The sequence below is a fragment of the Pseudoalteromonas sp. G4 genome (assembly GCF_028875915.1).
Lineage (GTDB): Bacteria > Pseudomonadota > Gammaproteobacteria > Enterobacterales > Alteromonadaceae > Pseudoalteromonas.
Window position 1 is genome coordinate 1 of record NZ_JAPEHW010000085.1, and the last position, 17,523, is coordinate 17,523.

The 17,523-nt window shown below is 41.3% G+C and carries 15 protein-coding genes; 5 read left to right on the forward strand and 10 right to left on the reverse strand.

The genetic code is table 11. The annotated features are described in order from the left end of the window. Positions 1–204: 204 nt before the first annotated feature. From ON073_RS17625 to ON073_RS17665, 9 genes are all read right to left on the reverse strand, one after another. A complete protein-coding gene (locus ON073_RS17625; RefSeq protein ID WP_274763193.1) occupies positions 205–876 on the reverse strand; it encodes a hypothetical protein in 672 nt (223 codons plus the stop codon). Positions 877–1,064: 188 nt separating this feature from the next. After that, positions 1,065–4,175: an efflux RND transporter permease subunit gene (locus ON073_RS17630; protein ID WP_274763194.1), complete on the reverse strand. Its 3,111-nt coding sequence runs from the start codon at positions 4,173–4,175 to the stop codon at positions 1,065–1,067. 16 nt (positions 4,176–4,191) lie between these two features. Beyond that, the gene (locus ON073_RS17635; RefSeq protein WP_274763195.1) at positions 4,192–5,436 is read right to left on the reverse strand and encodes an efflux RND transporter periplasmic adaptor subunit; all 1,245 of its coding nucleotides are present in this window, start codon (positions 5,434–5,436) and stop codon (positions 4,192–4,194) included. Positions 5,437–5,443: 7 nt separating this feature from the next. Then, positions 5,444–5,890: a TolC family protein gene (locus tag ON073_RS17640; protein ID WP_274763196.1), complete on the reverse strand. Its 447-nt coding sequence runs from the start codon at positions 5,888–5,890 to the stop codon at positions 5,444–5,446. Beyond that, complete coding sequence (locus tag ON073_RS17645) at positions 5,790–6,695, reverse strand: TolC family protein (protein WP_274763197.1); 906 nt, start codon at positions 6,693–6,695, stop codon at positions 5,790–5,792. Before ON073_RS17645 ends, ON073_RS17640 begins: the two co-directional genes overlap by 101 nt. Positions 6,696–6,778: 83 nt before the next feature. After that, positions 6,779–7,741: a M56 family metallopeptidase gene (locus ON073_RS17650; protein ID WP_274763198.1), complete on the reverse strand. Its 963-nt coding sequence runs from the start codon at positions 7,739–7,741 to the stop codon at positions 6,779–6,781. Between the two features lie 3 nt (positions 7,742–7,744). Further along, positions 7,745–8,131 (reverse strand): BlaI/MecI/CopY family transcriptional regulator, encoded by a 387-nt coding sequence (locus tag ON073_RS17655; RefSeq protein WP_010558239.1) that lies wholly within the window; start codon positions 8,129–8,131, stop codon positions 7,745–7,747. 163 nt (positions 8,132–8,294) lie between these two features. Then, positions 8,295–8,654: a hypothetical protein gene (locus tag ON073_RS17660; RefSeq protein ID WP_274763199.1), complete on the reverse strand. Its 360-nt coding sequence runs from the start codon at positions 8,652–8,654 to the stop codon at positions 8,295–8,297. Positions 8,655–8,893: 239 nt separating this feature from the next. Next, positions 8,894–10,639, reverse strand: a complete 1,746-nt coding sequence (locus tag ON073_RS17665; RefSeq protein WP_274763200.1) for an MFS transporter — start codon at positions 10,637–10,639, stop codon at positions 8,894–8,896. 226 nt (positions 10,640–10,865) lie between these two features. Between ON073_RS17665 and ON073_RS17670 the strand changes: the two genes are divergently transcribed. From ON073_RS17670 to ON073_RS17685, 4 genes are all read left to right on the forward strand, one after another. Continuing rightward, on the forward strand, positions 10,866–11,672 hold the full coding sequence (locus ON073_RS17670; protein ID WP_274763201.1) for a class I SAM-dependent methyltransferase: 807 nt from the start codon (positions 10,866–10,868) through the stop codon (positions 11,670–11,672). Between the two features lie 103 nt (positions 11,673–11,775). Continuing rightward, positions 11,776–12,798: an HD domain-containing phosphohydrolase gene (locus ON073_RS17675; protein ID WP_274763202.1), complete on the forward strand. Its 1,023-nt coding sequence runs from the start codon at positions 11,776–11,778 to the stop codon at positions 12,796–12,798. A 210-nt stretch (positions 12,799–13,008) separates the two neighbouring features. After that, positions 13,009–14,529, forward strand: a complete 1,521-nt coding sequence (locus ON073_RS17680) for a tryptophan halogenase family protein (protein ID WP_446728538.1) — start codon at positions 13,009–13,011, stop codon at positions 14,527–14,529. A gap of 38 nt (positions 14,530–14,567) precedes the next feature. Then, a complete protein-coding gene (locus ON073_RS17685; RefSeq protein WP_342455424.1) occupies positions 14,568–14,987 on the forward strand; it encodes a GNAT family N-acetyltransferase in 420 nt (139 codons plus the stop codon). 1 nt (position 14,988) lies between these two features. On the opposite strand, the gene ON073_RS17690 is transcribed toward ON073_RS17685, so the two are convergent. Next, positions 14,989–15,234, reverse strand: coding sequence for a TIGR03643 family protein (locus ON073_RS17690; RefSeq protein WP_274763205.1), 246 nt, complete (start codon positions 15,232–15,234; stop codon positions 14,989–14,991). Between the two features lie 532 nt (positions 15,235–15,766). Here ON073_RS17690 and ON073_RS17695 point away from each other — a divergent pair. Beyond that, positions 15,767–17,344 (forward strand): sensor histidine kinase, encoded by a 1,578-nt coding sequence (locus tag ON073_RS17695; protein WP_274763206.1) that lies wholly within the window; start codon positions 15,767–15,769, stop codon positions 17,342–17,344. Positions 17,345–17,523: the final 179 nt, after the last annotated feature.

Sequence of the window (17,523 nt, forward strand, 5' to 3'; positions counted from 1 at the left end):
GTGTTGCTTGAGTTAAATAATAGGCAATTGAGAAGAGGATTCTTGAGCTTTGTGATATTTGGTCAATTGCGGTGATATTTGGTTTTATGGAGTGATGAATGAATTGTGTTATTGGTGAATGGTTAGTTTTCGAATGGTTGTTTTTTGAGCTGTATAAAAAACCGATGAGGGTGCATCGGTTTTTTAAGCGTTGATTCTGTGTTTTTACTCTTCCACTAACACTTGCTTGCCGTCGCTATTTACAACCAGTAAATAAGACTCACCAAAGTCGCCGGTGCATAAATCGATTGCATGACCATTAATGGTTAAGTCGAGGGCGCAATTATCGAGAGTTAAAAAGTCAGATACTTTGCCGCGCTCTGTGGTCATCACTTGGCTACCTTTTAATGTAACGGGGTAAACACCATTAGCGAAAATACGCACGTTGAAGGTATTGGCGTTGTCGCGCTCTTTTTTCTCAAGCAGGGTAAGGTGTTTCTCGACACCATTTTGCCAAGCTATTACCCAATATTCATCATCGTCACTTAAGTTTGTATGCACTTTAACTTCATTTTGACTGCTCATAGCTGAGCGCATACCTATATTGACCATATTCATTACTGCTGGGTAATCATAGTCGTATTCGCTGGAGTAGCCATTTACCTGCACGTTGCCTGCTGCAAGGTTTTTACTATCAAATAAGCCACTTGAACCTGTCGCTAAATTACGTTGTTGTAGATGAAAGTCGAGGCTATAGTCCATTGCATTGATAAATGAAAACTCTGCTTCATGGGTTAATGCATCGTCTAAATCATCCGTAATTGACTCACTACAGCCAATTAGTCCTAAGCTTAATACACTTACAAATAGTGCTGCTTTCCCTGTATTGTTAATCATAATTTGCCTATTCTCAATCTACCGCAAAAAATCTAGCGCGATAATAACATAGTACTAGTTCGAAAAGGGTTAAAATGGGAACAAACAATCTAATCTTATGTAAGAAAGTATTTAAATGTATTACAGATTATTACGTTTATAGCCTAGGCGCAAAGATGCCCTCAATAGAGGGCATAGCATACTTATAGTCAGTCCTTGTTATGCAATATGCGATAAAGCGCTGGCAACACAAAAAGTGTCAATAAGGTGGATGAAATAACCCCGCCAATAACCACAGTCGCAAGCGGCCTTTGCACTTCTGATCCAATTCCAGTGTTAAGTGCCATTGGAATAAAGCCAAGCGAGGCAACAAGGGCGGTGGTAAGTACTGGGCGCAACCGCGTTAGCGCCCCAGTTATAATGGCATCATTTAAGCCAAGCTGATTTGCTCTTAGCTCACGAATAAACGACACCATTACTAAGCCATTTAAAATCGCAATACCAGACAGGGCGATAAAGCCCACAGCAGCCGAGATTGAAAATGGAATATCTCTAAGGAATAGCGCAAAAATACCCCCCGTAAGCGCCAGTGGCACGCCGCTGAAGATAATCATTGAATCTTTAAATGAGCCAAGGGCGATTAACAACAGCGCCACAATAATCGCTAAAGTTAACGGCACAACTAAGGTTAAACGCTTGGTTGCTGATTGCAGTTTTTGGTAAGTTCCGCCGTATTCTACCCAGTAACCTGCTGGAATATCTGCATTTTGTTCAATCGCCATTTGCACATCTTTAACAAATCCACCCAAATCGCGGCCACGCACATTGGCTGTTACCACAATGCGGCGTTTACCATTTTCACGGTTAACCTGATTTGCCGAGTTTACTTTTTCAATGCTCGCGACTTCTGACAACGGCACATAATCGCCGTTAGCTAAGGTTATTGGTAGGTGTTTTAGGTTATCGATATCACGGCGTTTATCATCGGGTAAACGCACAACAATATCAAAACGGCGATCGCCTTGATAAAACTTACCAACATCCACCCCGCCCATGCTAATAGCAATTTGCTGTTGTAAATCGGCCTTGGTTAGAGCATAACGCGCTAACATGTGATCAATTGGATTGATGGTTAAAATAGGCAAGCCTTTAATTTTTTCCACTTGCACATCACGAATACCAGCAACGTTTTCAATTGCACTTTCAATGCGCTTGCCAACATTTCCAAGGGTATCAAAATCATCGCCAAAAACCTTAATCGCAAGCTCTGAACGTACCCCTGAGAGCAGTTCATTAAAGCGCATTTGAATAGGTTGCAAAAACTCATAACGGTTACCTGGAATGGTTTCAACTAGTTGCTCAAGCTCCGCTACCAATTGGGTTTTTGGCTTAGTTGGATTGGGCCATTCAGCACGCGGTTTTAGCATAATAAACACATCCGCAACGCTTGGTGGCATAGGATCAGTGGCCACATCGGGTGTACCAATCTTTGAAAATACACTTAACACTTCGGCTTTTTCAGCAATTTTTTGCTCTAACAGTTCTTGCATTTTAATCGACTGAGTAAGCGAGGTGCCCGGTATGCGCATGGCATGCATAGCAATGTCACCTTCATCTAAATTTGGCACAAATTCGCTGCCGAGTTGGGTACTCATAACGCCAGCAAATGCCATAAGAGCAAGAGCGCTGCCAACAACTAACCAACGCATTTTTAACACAAAGGTTAAGATTGGCTGATAAAGCGCAGTGCTTGCCTTCATTACGATATTTTCTTTTTCTTGTACCGGCTTTTTAAATAACAGGGCAATACATGCAGGCACAAACGTAATTGATAAAACCATCGCGCTCACTAGGGCAATTACCACTGTCATTGCCATCGGATGGAACATTTTGCCTTCTACGCCGGTTAGGGCAAAAATCGGTAAATACACTGCGGTAATAATAAACACACCAAACAGGGCAGGGCGGATCACTTCACGGGTGGCATCAAATACCAAGGCCAAACGCTCGTTTAATGGCAAGGGCTGCGCTTTGTTTTGACCATTATGAGCTTGGCTTAAGCGGCGCATACAGTTTTCTACGATAATAATTGCGCCATCAACCAGTAGGCCAAAATCGAGCGCGCCTAAACTCATTAAGTTAGCACTTACTTTACTTTGTACCATGCCTGTAATGGTCATTAACATGGCAAATGGGATCACCATCGCAGTGATAAGTGCTGCTCTAAAATTACCGAGTAATAAAAACAAAATCACAATGACCAGCAGTGCACCTTCAAGCAAATTGGTTTTAACGGTATCGAGGGTTTTATTCACCAGCTTTGTGCGATCGTACGCAGGGTTAATCACCACCCCTTGCGGTAAACTTTTACTTATTTCTGTTAAGCGTTCGCCTACCTCTTTTGCCACTTTTTGACTGTTTTCACCAATTAACATAAAGACGGTACTGAGCACCACTTCATGGCCATTTTGTGTCGCTGCACCTGAGCGTAGCTCTTTACCTTCAATCACATCGGCAACATCTTTAATGCGGATCACCGCACCTTGCAAATTCGTTACGGGTACATTTTCAAGCTGGGTTAAATCGCTTAATTGACCAGGAATGCGCACTAGCCACTGCGAACCATCGCGCTCAATAAAACCCGCTCCACGGTTTTGGTTATGGCTGCCAATAGCATCAATTACATCTTGTTGTGATATGCCAAATGCCAACAGTTTTTCAGGTTTTATTGCGATTTGAATTTCGCGCTCAAAGCCGCCAATTGGGTTTACTTCAACAACGCCTTCTACTTGCACAAGTTGCGGGCGAATGATCCAGTCGTGCACAGTGCGTAAATCGGTTGCGGTGATTGGGCTTCCATCGGGGTTAAGTGCACCTGGCAAGGCATCAACCGTAAACATAAAAATTTCACCCAGCCCTGTGGAAATTGGGCCAAGCTCTGGCTCTACGCCAAAGGGCAATTCTGATTTTGCTGAAGCCAAACGCTCATTTACTAATTGGCGGGCAAAATAGATATCGGTGTCATCACTGAATATGGCAACCACTTGTGATAAACCATAACGTGAAATAGAACGTGTGTAACTTAAGTTGGGCACGCCAGCCAGTGCGGTTTCAAGCACGTAAGTAACGCGTTGCTCTACTTCCAGCGGGGTGTAACCGGGTACTTCTGTATTGATAACGACCTGCACATTGGTAATGTCGGGCACGGCATCGATGGGCAATTTGGTAAACTGCCAAGCACCTAATGCTGCAACTAACATTACCATTGCAAGTACTAACTTACTTCGCTCAATCGCGAATTTTAAAATGGACTCTAGCATAAGTAACTACTCACTTTTAGTGGTCGTGCGATGCGCCTGACTTTTCAATGTCGGCTTTTAAGATATAACTGTTGTCGGTGGCGTATTCGCTGCCAACATCAATGCCACTTAACACTTCAACCCACTCACCGCTGCTGCGTCCAAGGGTCAACATACGAACTTCAAATTGGTCGCCAAATTTGGCAAATACCACATTAAAATCACGAAACGCATGCAGTGCTTTTTTCTCAATTGCCATCGGTACCGTAAAGCTTTCAAGGATGATGTCGGCGCTAACAAATTGGCCTACTTGCAGTTGGTTATTGGGGTTTGGGATGAAGGCGCGATAGGTTTTTGCTTGATTGCCAGCAACTGAAAAAAGGCTGTCTTTAATGGTGGTATTTATTGGCCTATTTAAGCCATTTACATTAACGCTTACTGCTGCGCCTTGGTTGATTTTTGCTGCGTCGTTTGGAAAAACTTGTAGCTCTGCAACAAGCTCAGTCATATCGGTAATTTCTATTAAGCTGCGTCCAGCCGTTTGCTCACCAAGTCCCACATTTTGTTTAGTTACAATGCCATTAATCGGGGAAATTACACGGTAGCTTTGTAAGCTGTCGTTACTTTGAATGGTCATTATGTGCTGACCTTTTTTCACCTGCATACCCAAAAGCGCATTGAGTTTGGTAATTTCACCATCAAAACGCGCGCTTATTTGGCGTTTTGCGCCTGCTGGCAGGGCGAGTTTGCCATACACCGGCAAAGTTTTTGTCAGGGTTTTTGCTTGCACGGTATTGGTGTTAATGCCCAGTTGCTTCGCAATGGGGGCAGCAATTTGAGTACGTCCTTCAAAATTATCAAAATGCCACTCATAGACTTCACCTTGATAAGTGGCGCTTATTTCAACGCTAAATGAATGAGGTTCGTTAATTGGTGACGTGCCTTTTAAAGAGGCGCCATTTGGTTTAAATGAAATGGTGTCTATTTTGCCACCTAGTCGGCTAAGGGTAACGGTAACGTCCACATCAACGGGTGCGACTGTTCTTTCGTGATCTTTTACAAATACGCGGTATTCGGGTGCTTTTCCTTGTTCAACGAGTTGCAGCTCCAAAGAGAAGTCACCTGTTTTGAAAAGTCGTCCATCGTTTGGCCCCATAGCTGCATCGTTGTGCTTGCTATCATCTTGCTGGTGATCGTGGTCGCTTCCGGCAACCGCATCAAAATTTGGCACAGTGAGTAATAGGCTCACTAAAAATGCATTTAATAGATTTGATAATTTCATCGCAATCTCACTTAATTGTTAGGCTCGCGCCGGTTAAGCGCTCAAGTTCAACATTGAATCGTTGAATATTGGTGTAGGCTTGTATCAGCTCCAATCGGGCTTGTAATAACTCTTGTTTTACTGCGTACCAATCGGTGTATCGGTAGCGCCCTTGCTGATAGGCAAGCTCGGCTTGTTTACTTGCGGTTTCGAGGGCGGGAAGTGACTCTTTTAAAAGGGCATTGGCAATATGGGTATTGTGGGTTAGCTTGTGGTTAAGCAGTAACGCTTGGGTTTGGGCGCGCGCAAGCCAAGCTTTTGCCTCGGCTGCTTGCTGCTGTTTACTGGCGTTAAGCGATGCAATTTTCCCTTCGCTACGAGACGCACCCCCTAACGGAATTGAGAGGCGCTTGGTCGCGCGTAATGCCCGTATTGATTTGCCAAGCGGGTTTGCTCTCAGCTTGTGATAGTGCAATTTCTGATGAGATTACCCGCTGTTTTGATGCAAAGAGTGAAAAACGCGGCGTGTTTTTTAATTGTACTTTGGCATCTTCCAGTGAAAGGGCATTAGGTAATTGGGTTAAATCGCCCGTTACATCAAATTCAGTAGTGCCTTGCCATTGGGCTGCCAACTGTGATTTTGTTGCTTCAATTTCAAAGTAAAGATCTTCAACTACTAATTTTTGCTTTGCTAAATCGGCCTTTGCGCGGTATTTATCAATACTGTTTACGCGGCCTGCTTCGACCCGTTTGGTAATCTCTGATAGGGCTTTTTTGGCTTGTTTTTCCGCCAGAGTTGCCAGTTTTAACTGGGCTTGCTGCGCTAATAAGGTAATAAACAAATTGGCCGTTTCGGCAGCTAAATCGAGCGCTTTGGCCTCTTTTTCAACAGCATAAATCAGCCCTTGTTGCTTGGCGAGATCCACTCGTGCATCCACTTGCTCACCATCGAGCAGCCACGCAATACTCAAGCTTGTTTGGCTATTAGAAAAGCCCTGATAATCGCCAGTGCCAAGTGCATCTTCAACGCTTACATCAAGGGTAACTGGGCTTGCAACCCCAGCTTGTTGAATAAGTCCTTGATTTGCTTGTTGCAAATAAATTAGCGGCGTTAAGTCAGGGTGGCTTTGTATGGTCTTACTGATGGCGGTTTTTAAAGTTATGACTTCGTTTGCGCTAGCACCCTGTGGTGCGAGCAATAGACTCGCAACGACAAGGTTTAACCCTATCAATAACCGACTGTTAATCGGTTTTCTTTGTGTGACAAATTTTATAAGCATATGCTCACTCCTAAAATTTAGGCTTTACACCGATTGTTAATCGGTTTTTTGAATTTGCAGAAATACCTTTAAAGTCCATGATATTAATGACTCGTAAAGGTTTCGATAAAGTGGTGAATGCTATCGACTGAGGTCAAGCATAGGAAAAATGCGGCAATTGCGAGCAGCATCATAAGCAAGTGATTAACCGGTTTTAGCGATAATTGCCCAAGTAAGAAATACACACGTTGCTCTAGCACATCAGCGCCAAAATTAGCCACCATGTCAGTATTTTTAAGGGTACTGCCTGTGGCATTTAGCCTTGCTACTTTTACTAAGGTGCCCGCAATATCGAGTGATGAAGTAGTGTTCGAAACCACGGCGTTATCAGCATCTTGCTCCATTGCTAAGGTCATATGCAGGACTAAACGCTGTTTAATGTTTGGTATAAAAAACGCCGCCAGCAGAGCAAATAACCACTTTTTAAATGGGTCACGCTTATTTGCATGGGCAAGTTCGTGTTGCATAACTATATGGTATTCAGTCTCGCTAATTTGCTCGCGCATGCCTTTAGTAACAAAGCACTTAGGGCTGATAAAACCGGCAGTAAATGCTGCAGCATCACTTGAATCGATTTCGAATGTGTTGTTATCAAGTTTACGAGAAAGCGCCATAAGGCTTTTAATTTCATGCTGATGGGCACGCAGCTTTAGCAATCTTGAGCTAATTACATATGCCAAAAAGCCAAGTGCGCATGCAGTCACTGCGCCGTGCCAACTGAGCCATGAAAAACTGTCAATATGATGCCAATGATCCATACTTGACGCACTTTCAAACGGTGACAGGCCATTGGCTGCGTAAACAAAATAGGCAGCGGTTGAAAAGGCGCTAAACCAGGGTAAGGTCGCTAAAAACCACAAGGTAATTTTGCGAGATTTAACCTGCAGTTTTAAAAAACGCGTACTTAATAAAGTGACAAACGCAGACACCGCAATGTTGTGTAGCACAAAGCACACCACGGCAATGGCTAATACATTTAATAATAAAGTGAGGGGTTCTGCGCTCATAACTTAGCCTTGTTGCTTAAGTTTTAATTTTTGCTGTTCGATCAGCGATTCTAATTTGTCCAGTTGTTCAACGTTGAACTCTGACGACATCGAACTAAATGCGGCAATTAGGCTGCTACCATCGTCTTCACCAACAAAGTCAGTGGTGACTGATTTTATCAGTTGGCCTATTAACTCATGGCGCTCAACGCGTGCTTTATAATGAAATGCGTGTCCCTCTTTGTGACGCGATAACAAGCCTTTTTTGTAGAGGCGTTCAAGGGTGCTTTGGTAGGTGTTTAAACTGCCGCCACGGGTATTTTCAAAGTGAGCAAACACGGTTTTTACGTCAGAGCAACCGTGTTGCCAAAGGTAGTGTAAAAGCAATTTTTCTAAATCGCCGAGTTTCATTGTGATCACCTTAAACTAAAAACCGATTAACAGTCGGTATAATAGATTTAGTAAAACCGATTTGCAATGGGTTTTTATTTATTGCCATAAAGAAGACAATAAAAAGGCCTAACTGAAAGGTCGTTCGGTTTTTTAAAGTTCTGATGTTTAATTAATTTCGGATCTACAAGTATTCAATACCAACACAAGAAGTGTAGCGTTTGGCAATTTTAATTACTTTGTCTTTTGATTCGATGATTTCTTCATCGTTTTTGAAAATGCGCTGTTCACACATACCCCGCATATTTGAAAATGTTTTTAAGCATTCTCGCGGACTTTTACCTACTGAGTCTTTAGTTGAGCCGTCGTTACAAAATTGCATCGCAAGCATATTTGACGCTACTTTTATCTCACCAATTTTAACCTCACTGTGTTCTACCTTACTCAGTAATTCTTGATAGTTAGTGACCTGGCTTTCAGAGTTTAAAGTGTAGTAAATGTATGTTCCGCCCAAAATTAGGCAAAGAAGTGCAATAAACTTCATAATCATTCCTTTGATATTGTTTTTATTGATTTAAATATTAAATACTGCTTTTTAACAGCTTATCCTAACTGATTTTTGATCAAAAATTAAACATTTATTTGGGGGTTATTTTGGTTTACTGCTTTAAATGTCGTTTTTATTAAGATTTGTTCGCTTTTTGTATTCATTCAAAAGTAACAAAAACTACTATAAACAAAGGGGGCTAGGTAATGTTAAACTTAGCCCCTATTAGGAAATTTCTAAGCTAAATTATTAACAAGCTTTGAACTACGCTGTGATTGCTCTAATTTTTCTGCGGCAAAACTATTAAATAACCAAAGTGCTAGCGCGGTAACAAACGCAATAGCGGCGCATAATAGCCAAAAATTCGCGGGTTCATTAGCTTCAACAGCCCATTTGTTGTAACCCCAACCAGAGAGCTTACCTGCAAACAAAAAGCCAATGGCAGATGCCGTGTAAAGATAGCCTTGATACATCGCTGCTTTGTCTTTCGGCATTACTGAGGCTACGTATTCCTGCTGTTTTGGCGATGCCATCATTTCACCGAGCGAAAAGATAAGTAAAGCCGCTACCGCAAGCGCGCCACTTACAATCGATCCAGCCTCTGAATTTGCCAGTAATAAATAACTGCTGGCAATCATTAGAGCGCCCGCAATAATTACATAAAAGGTTTTAAAGCGTGCGCTTAGTGCTGATACTAATACTTGTAATAGTACAATAGAGCCAAAGTTTACCGCTGCAATGTATTCAGGTTTAAACTGACGATAATCATTTGCCCACTGGGTTGCGAGTGCGCTGATTTCAGCTTGAGACAGTGCGCTTAAGCTTGGTAAATGCGCCTGTAATACGTCTTTTGGAATGCGCACATTGTAGTTAGTCAATTCAAGATAGGCTTTATGAAAGCTGTTTGCTTGGCTGTAATCAAATTGGCTCGCAAGCGCAGTGATTGCAGTTGTTAGCTGGGGCACATTAACAAACGAAGCGGCTTCGCCAAATCCGGCATGAATTGAATTAGCTAGCATCACAAGATCACTGCTATCAACGTAGTCGCGAATAAAAAGCGGAAGGGTAATAAAAATTTGCATATAAACCAGCCAAAACCCGCTCAAAATCAAAATAAGTAACAAAAAAGGTTTATTGCCCATTTTTATTTTGCTGCTATACCAATGTGTTCCAGCTTTTGGCGCTAATATGTGCCAAACTAAGTTTAAACCAAACCAAATTGCAATAAACCCGTAAGCGAGTGACTCAGAAATTAACTTTGTACCTGGCAACATAAACGCAATGAGGATTGGAAAAACAAGCAGTGCAAAACGACCATTGCCAAGTACTTCACGCATCTCGATCATAATATCTTTAAGTGGTTTGGCAGGCGTGTTTTTACGGATTTCTTCTGTTGGGTCACGATAAAATAAAGTGACAGGGATAAAGTTAATGGCTATCCAAACCGCAGCCATAATAAACACCATATCCCAGCTTGTGTCTCTCATAATACCGGCAATCACTGGCCCTAAAAAGCCGCCTACATTGACCATCATGTAAAATACGCCAAAGCCTAAACTGCGATTGCTATCGTTGGTTGCATGAGTCACCGTGCCGGTGATCAATGGTTTGAAAATGCCAGCACCAATTGCAACACCCATAAAGGCTAGGAAAAACGCGCTATAGCTTGAGACTTGACCTAGCAAGTAATAACACGGGGTCATCATTGCAAAGGCAAGTAACAGCATTTTTTTGTAGCCGTAGCGATCGCCTAATGCCCCAGTTAATGCAGGCAACAAGTAGATGCAAAATGGCACAAGCCCTTGTAAAAAACCGCGTTGCTCATCACTAAACCCCATACCGCCTTGTAGCACTGGGCTAGTCATATAAAGGGACGATACGGTAAAAAAACCATACCATGCTAATCGTTCAAATATCTCCATAATATTGGCAATGTAGAAGCTGCTGCCAAATGGACTGCGTACAGGCTTGTGTGTTGTCATAACATTCTTTCTTTTTATTTTGGATATTGTATGCAATATATCAAAGGTGGTTTTTTTAGCAACAATGATGCGATTTTCTGTCTTGAATATGGGATCCTTGGTTAGTTAAATTTAAATTAAATATGTGCTAACTCATTAATAAATTGAAATATATTTCGCAAAAGTGAGCGATTTATGTAAAAAATCTGTATAACAGAAACATTGTTTATTAATTGAGTAATTTAAAATGAACTATAAAAACACATTACTACCTCTTTCACTTATTGCTGCCGCCGTTTTCTCTTTCTCTACCGTTGCCAGTGCACCTGTAGGTATTGATAACAGCCACCGCAGTGAAGCAAACCAAGCACGCGATACATTTCGTAAGCCATACCAAACGCTTGAGTTTTTTGGTGTTAAAGCTGATTCAAAAGTGGTTGAGATTATGCCAGGTGGCGGCTGGTACACAGAAGTACTTGCGCCAATGCTTGCAGCAGAGGGGCAGCTTGTCGCAGCTCACTACCCAATTACAACAAGTTCAAAATACCGTAAACGCTCACGTGAAAACTTTGAGAAAAAATTAAGCGATAACAAAAAAGTTTACGGCAATGTTGTTATCGCTGATTTTGATCCAAATGCGTCAATCGATGAGAAAACAAAAAACGCAGATGTAGTGTTAACCTTTAGAGGCTTACACGGATTGCAAAATGGGAATCAGTTAGCGGCTGCATTTAGTCAGTTTAATCAGATGCTTAAACAAGGCGGCAAATTAGGCGTTGTACAGCATCAAGCACCTGAAGGCTTTGACTCAGTAGCAACAGCGAAAAAAGGTTACTTGCCAAAATCACATGTAATTGCAGTGGCAAAAGCCGCTGGATTCGACTTAGAAGCTGAGGCGTATTTCCACAATAACGCGAAAGATCGCATTATTATTGATAATGTTGAAGCAGGCGTATGGGCACTGCCGCCTTCGCTTAATGCAAAGGAAAATAAAGAGCAGTACCAGTCAGTTGGTGAATCTAACCGTATGACATTACTTTTCAAAAAGCGCTAAATATTATTCTTTTCATATGGTTAAGGCCCTTTTGTTGGGCCTTTTTTAGATAATTGCTTATAGTTAATGAAAGATGTATTAAACAACTAACTTGGAGTGGTTTATGGATAAGGTGTCACCACTAACCTTGTTTTCCCGTCGGCGCTACCTTTCGGCTCGTGATGTTTACCAAAGTTTTTTAAGCGCTATATTACAATTATCTGATAGCCAAATTGGCTATTTGCACTTAGTTCATGGTGATGAGATTTCACTGACCGTATGGTCAGAAAAAGTGTTTGAAATGTGCTCAACAGTGCATGCAAATCATTATAAATTATCAGAAGCAGGTATTTGGGCTGACAGTGTTAGACAATTAAAGCCTGTAATTCATAATGATTACCAAAATATGCATAAAGCTGCTAAAAATGGCTTACCTGAAGGGCACTTCCCAGTTATCTCGCACGTTAGCTTTCCTATTTTAAAAAACGGTAATGTGATTGCTGTGTTAGGTATCGGTAACAGTGATTCGCCTTATGAACATAACTTTGTTGAAGAAATTAACGAGAAGATAAATCGCAATTGGCACCTTGTTGAAGAAAAAATAGCATCCACTGAGCAATTAGAAAGTCAGCTACTAGCACGCTATGAATCCATGCCTAAGCAGGAAGTGCTGTTAAAAATGCTTAGCGCGCTTTCTAATGCATTTGAATTACGAGACGAATACACCAGCGAACATCAACGTAATGTTTCCATAATTGCATCGAAAATAGCACGTACAATGGAACTACCTGAACGTATTATTGAAGCGGTTACCATTGGAGGCTTGGTACACGATATTGGTAAAATAGCCGTGCCATCTGAAATCTTAAATAAAGCTCGCAAGCTAATGCCTGCCGAAATGGAACTAATAAAATTACACCCTAAAATGGGCGCTGATATTTTTCGTGAGATAGATTTACCTTTTCATCTAACCGAAATGATAGAGCAACATCATGAAAGACTCGATGGTTCAGGTTATCCAAATGGGTTGAAAGGTGAAGATATTTCCCTTGAGGCGCGAATAATTGCAGTGGCAGATACATTTGATGCCATGGCATCTGACAGGCCTTATCGCTATTCACCAGGAAGAGAGGCCGCAGTGGCCTAATTAAAGGCGAACCGTAATATTAAATATGACGTGTACGTTGTTGACGCATTTCTTGAACTTTTGGAAACCGATCCCGATTTACAGCCGGGCTTAATGCACGCGTAAGGCCACTAGATAAGACCTTAGTCTAATCTTTCCAGCATAGACTAGCCCTAGTAATAGGGCTTAAATCTTTATAGTATCGAATAAAAATAATAATGGGGAATGAACGTGGCGGATCCAATTAAAAGAATCGTTATTGTAGGTGGTGGCACTACAGGATGGATGGCAGCGGCGAGTTTATCGCGTTATGTTCAAGATAAGGATATGACACTGACGCTAATAGAGTCACCAGATATCAATACGGTAGGGGTGGGCGAAGCAACCATTCCTAATTTTGTCGATTTTAACCGCAATTTAGGCATTAACGATGCTGATTTAATTAAAGCCACACAAGCGACATTTAAGCTTGGTATTGAATTTGAAGAATGGTCGCAAAAAGGCGAGCGGTTTTTCCACCCCTTTGCAGCCTATGGCGCACCCATCGAAAACTTAGATTTTCACCAATATATCAACAAGCTCAATGCAGAAGGCAAACAGCTTGATATTGAAGATTATAGCTTCCCAATTCAGCTTGCCAAAAAAGGCGGATTTGCGCAGCCAAACCCCAATCAGAATAATCCGCTAGCGCAATATTCTTACGCCTATCATATTGATGCTGTGTTATATGCTAAGTTTTTAACGGAGTTTTCAGTAAAACGCGGTGTAAACCATATTTTAGCCAATGTGAGCGAAGTTAAACTCAACGCTGAAAATGGCTTTATCCAAGCGCTAACTCTTGATAATGGTAAACACATTGAGGGCGATTTATTTATTGATTGCTCAGGTTTTAAAGGTGTATTAATTGAAGGGGCAATGGGGATAGGCCTTGATGATTTGAGTCATTTGCTACCATGTGACAGCGCTGTCGCAGTGCAAACAGAACTGGTAGGTGAACCCACGCCGTATACCCGCGCAATTGCAAAAGAAGCTGGGTGGCAATGGTGTATTCCGCTGCAGCACCGTATGGGCAATGGCTATATTTATTCAAGCAAATTCACGACAGATGAAGAAGCGAAACAAAGCCTGCTCGATAGTGTAAAAGGGCGCAGAATTACCGATGTAAAAACCTTTAAGTTCCCACTTGGCAGGCGCAAAGTAAGTTGGCATAAAAACTGTTTTGCCCTTGGTTTAGCTGCTGGCTTTTTAGAGCCGTTAGAGTCACTTGGCATTTCGTTAATTCAAACCGCGCTTGCTAAGCTGATGACTTTCTTCCCAGATATGTCTTTTAATCAAGCTGATATTGATGAAGTTAACCGTTTGCATAATGATGAGTTAGATCGCATTGTTGACTTTTTATTAGTGCACTACAAATTAACGCAGCGCACCGACACCGCATTTTGGCGTTACTGCCAAGAGATGCCCATTCCAAAAACGCTTGAGCATAAAATTGCCATGTATAAAAATCGTGGCCATGTGGTGATGTATGATAACGAGTCTTTCCAGCAAGCAAGTTGGCTTTCAATGTTTTATGGCTTTAACGTTACTCCTTCGCGTTACGATGTACGTTTGGACCACTTTAACTCAAGCGCTATTGCTGAAAACTTGGCGCAAATGAAAACGCAAATTACTATGGCCGCGAATAATTGTTTGAGTCATCAGGCATTTATTGATAAACATTGTAAAGCAAATAATGATGTGAAAAATCAATAATGTTAGTACCGTTTACAAAAGCCCACATAGAACAGCTAGTGAGCTGGTTTCAAGATGAAGCCAGCCTTGCGAAGTGGTCTGGCCCAGGATTCCGTTACCCTTTTACAGAAGACACTTTCTTTCAAGATTTAAACACAGAGAAGCTAGCTTCATTTTGCTTGCTTTGCGAACAAGGTGAGTTTGTTGCATTTGGGCAATTTTATAATCGTTTAGAGCGAGTTCACCTTGCGCGCTTGGTGGTAACCCCGGTATTTCGTGGTAAAGGTATCGCAGCGCGATTAATTAATAGTTTGATTCAAGAAGGAAAAGCTCAACTTCAGTTAAATAGCGCTTCGCTGTTTGTTTTGTCAGATAACATACCTGCAATAACGGCCTATCAAAAATCGGGCTTTGCTAAAACGCAGTACCGAACGCATATTCCTTTAGAAAACTGCATATACATGGTTAGAGAGTGTTAATTTAACGGTGTTTGTACTGGGTTTTGCAATACCCACGTGAAATATCAGGATTTCGCAGTTTTAAATGCTTAGTGTTGCGGCCAGATACACGCGCTCGCCATAAACGAAAGCTGGCTGGTTTTAATGCGCTGCGAATTAATTTAATTACGTTTTTTTCAGATAACCCATAAAGTGTTTCGATGGCTTCAAATGGGGTTCTGTCTTCCCATGCCATTTCGATAATGCGTGATTGATCAGATTCCGTCATTGGTGTGTAAATTTATAAAATGAATATTTTGAGTACGCAGATAAAAGCGTTTTTGATCAGTTGTTAAGGCAATTCGCTGGAAAGTCGTTTCAAAATGAGATTAAAGGAAAAGTATTTCAGCAGCTAAAGCAAAGGCGCTGCTGAAATATGTTAATACTAGTTCGAGAGTAAATTCACCCACTCATCAGGATTACTGATGATAAATTCATAGGTTTCATTGTTTGTGCACGTAATGCGAATTGCATCTGAGGTAATAGGTAAAATGCCAGCCCCTTTGCCAACGCACTTTTCTGCTTTAGCAATCGAAGATCGTTCGAATTTATATGGTCCTAAACCTAGCACAGCTAGTTTAAACCAGATAAAAAAAGTATTCCCTCATAGTGCAGATTTATTGTCTATACTCATTTCCTAGATTATTGTTTTTACACTGCTTTGAGGTAATTGGGTGGCCTATAGTAAAGCTGAAGAAATTTTTAAAATTGTTGAGTCCAACAGTGTAAATCTGCTTAGTAAATCAAAATGGCTTTTTATAATGGTTATTTTGCTTATTTTAACAACTGGTTTATCTGCCTATTACACCTTTCTTTCCCTTGCGAGTTTAGAAAAAACAGAACAAGAACGTTATCAAATGGTTTTGCTTAGCAATCAAGTGCGCCTTAGCTCTGACAATTTGACCTTGATGGCACGTGCCTATGCCGCAACGGGTAATGGAAAATATTTAACCTTTTTTAATCAAATTCTGGCCATTAGAAATGGCGAAGCACCACGGCCAAAGTATTATCAGCGGGTTTATTGGGACTTTTTAATGCCTGTAAACGGCGTTGTTCCGAGTGAAAACAGCGCCGCAATTTCATTGCAAACCATGTTAAACGAAGTGGGCATCACTGAAGAAGAAAGGCAAATGCTTAATGAAGCGCAATCAGCGTCAGATAAATTGGTTGAAATTGAGCAAAAAGCGTTTGCATTGGTAGCAGAAGGACTAAGTCAGGATACAGCCTACAATGCGACGCCAGCGCGTTTGGCTGCGATAGATTTGCTTTATAGTGAGGCATATTTGCAGGCAAAAGCGTATATCATGGGAAAGGTAAATACCTTTTTACAACTTCAAGCACAAAGAACGCAATCCGCCATGCGTCATGCAAGTAAAGTAAATAGAGTGTCTTCTTTGTTTGCACTGGTGAGTTTTATATTGCTCTTTATAGCGGTGATCGCATACGCCTACTTTAGACAGTTATATAGCAAGCGTTTGATTAACTTATTGAAAGAATCCGTTGATGGGCAATTTAATTTGCTTACTCAAAAAAATGAGATTTTAGCTGAGAATGCCAAAGTGATGAAAGACACTTTTGAGCAGTTAGTTGAAGCTGAAAAAATGGCATCGCTAGGCAGCCTAGTGTCAGGTGTAGCTCATGAAGTTAATACGCCACTTGGCATTGCAGTAACCTCTGGCGATTATATCGCGAGTGAAACCAAGTCGCTTGAAAAAATGTTTAATGATGAAACTCTGTCACGAAATGAGATTACTCGCTATTTTTCAAAAATGGATGAGTCGTTAAGGCTGTTAACGAGTAGTTTGCAACGTGCCGCAGGGCTTATTCAGTCTTTCAAGCAAGTGGCTGTTGACCAATCTCACAAAGACATTCGCAATATTCATTTAAAAGCTTACTTGGATGATGTATTTGCCTCACTTACACCACTATTTAAAAATAAAGGCATTACAATAAATAATCACGTTGACGAGTCTCTTTTATTGGAAGTGGAAGTGGGCGCTATTGGGCAAATTTTTACCAATCTAGTTAACAATTCGATTATTCACGGCTTTGACCAAGGACAAAGAGAAGGCGTAATTGCCATTGATGCCACAGATACAGACGAGCATGTGATTATTTCATATCGCGATAATGGGATAGGTATGAAAAACACTGTGCTTGAAAAAGTGTTTGAGCCTTTTTACACCACCAATCGCAGCAATGGCGGCAGCGGCCTTGGAATGAGCATTGTTTATAATCTTGTTACAGCCAAACTTCATGGAGCTATTGAATGTAAAAGCAAGGAGCTCGAATTTACTGAATTCACAATTAAGCTGCCAAAAAAAGATCTATCAAGTTAAAGCCGGTTGGCCTTGTTCGATATTTGGAATTTTGGTCCAAGCGCTTTGGCTTAACTTGTTTTTGTTCTGCAATTTATCCAAATGGTGAAATCTGCTACCCTTCGCACACTTTAGTTTGAGAGCAAAAAACATGATTAAAGATAACGACATTATAAATACATTAGATGAGCTAGAAGCGT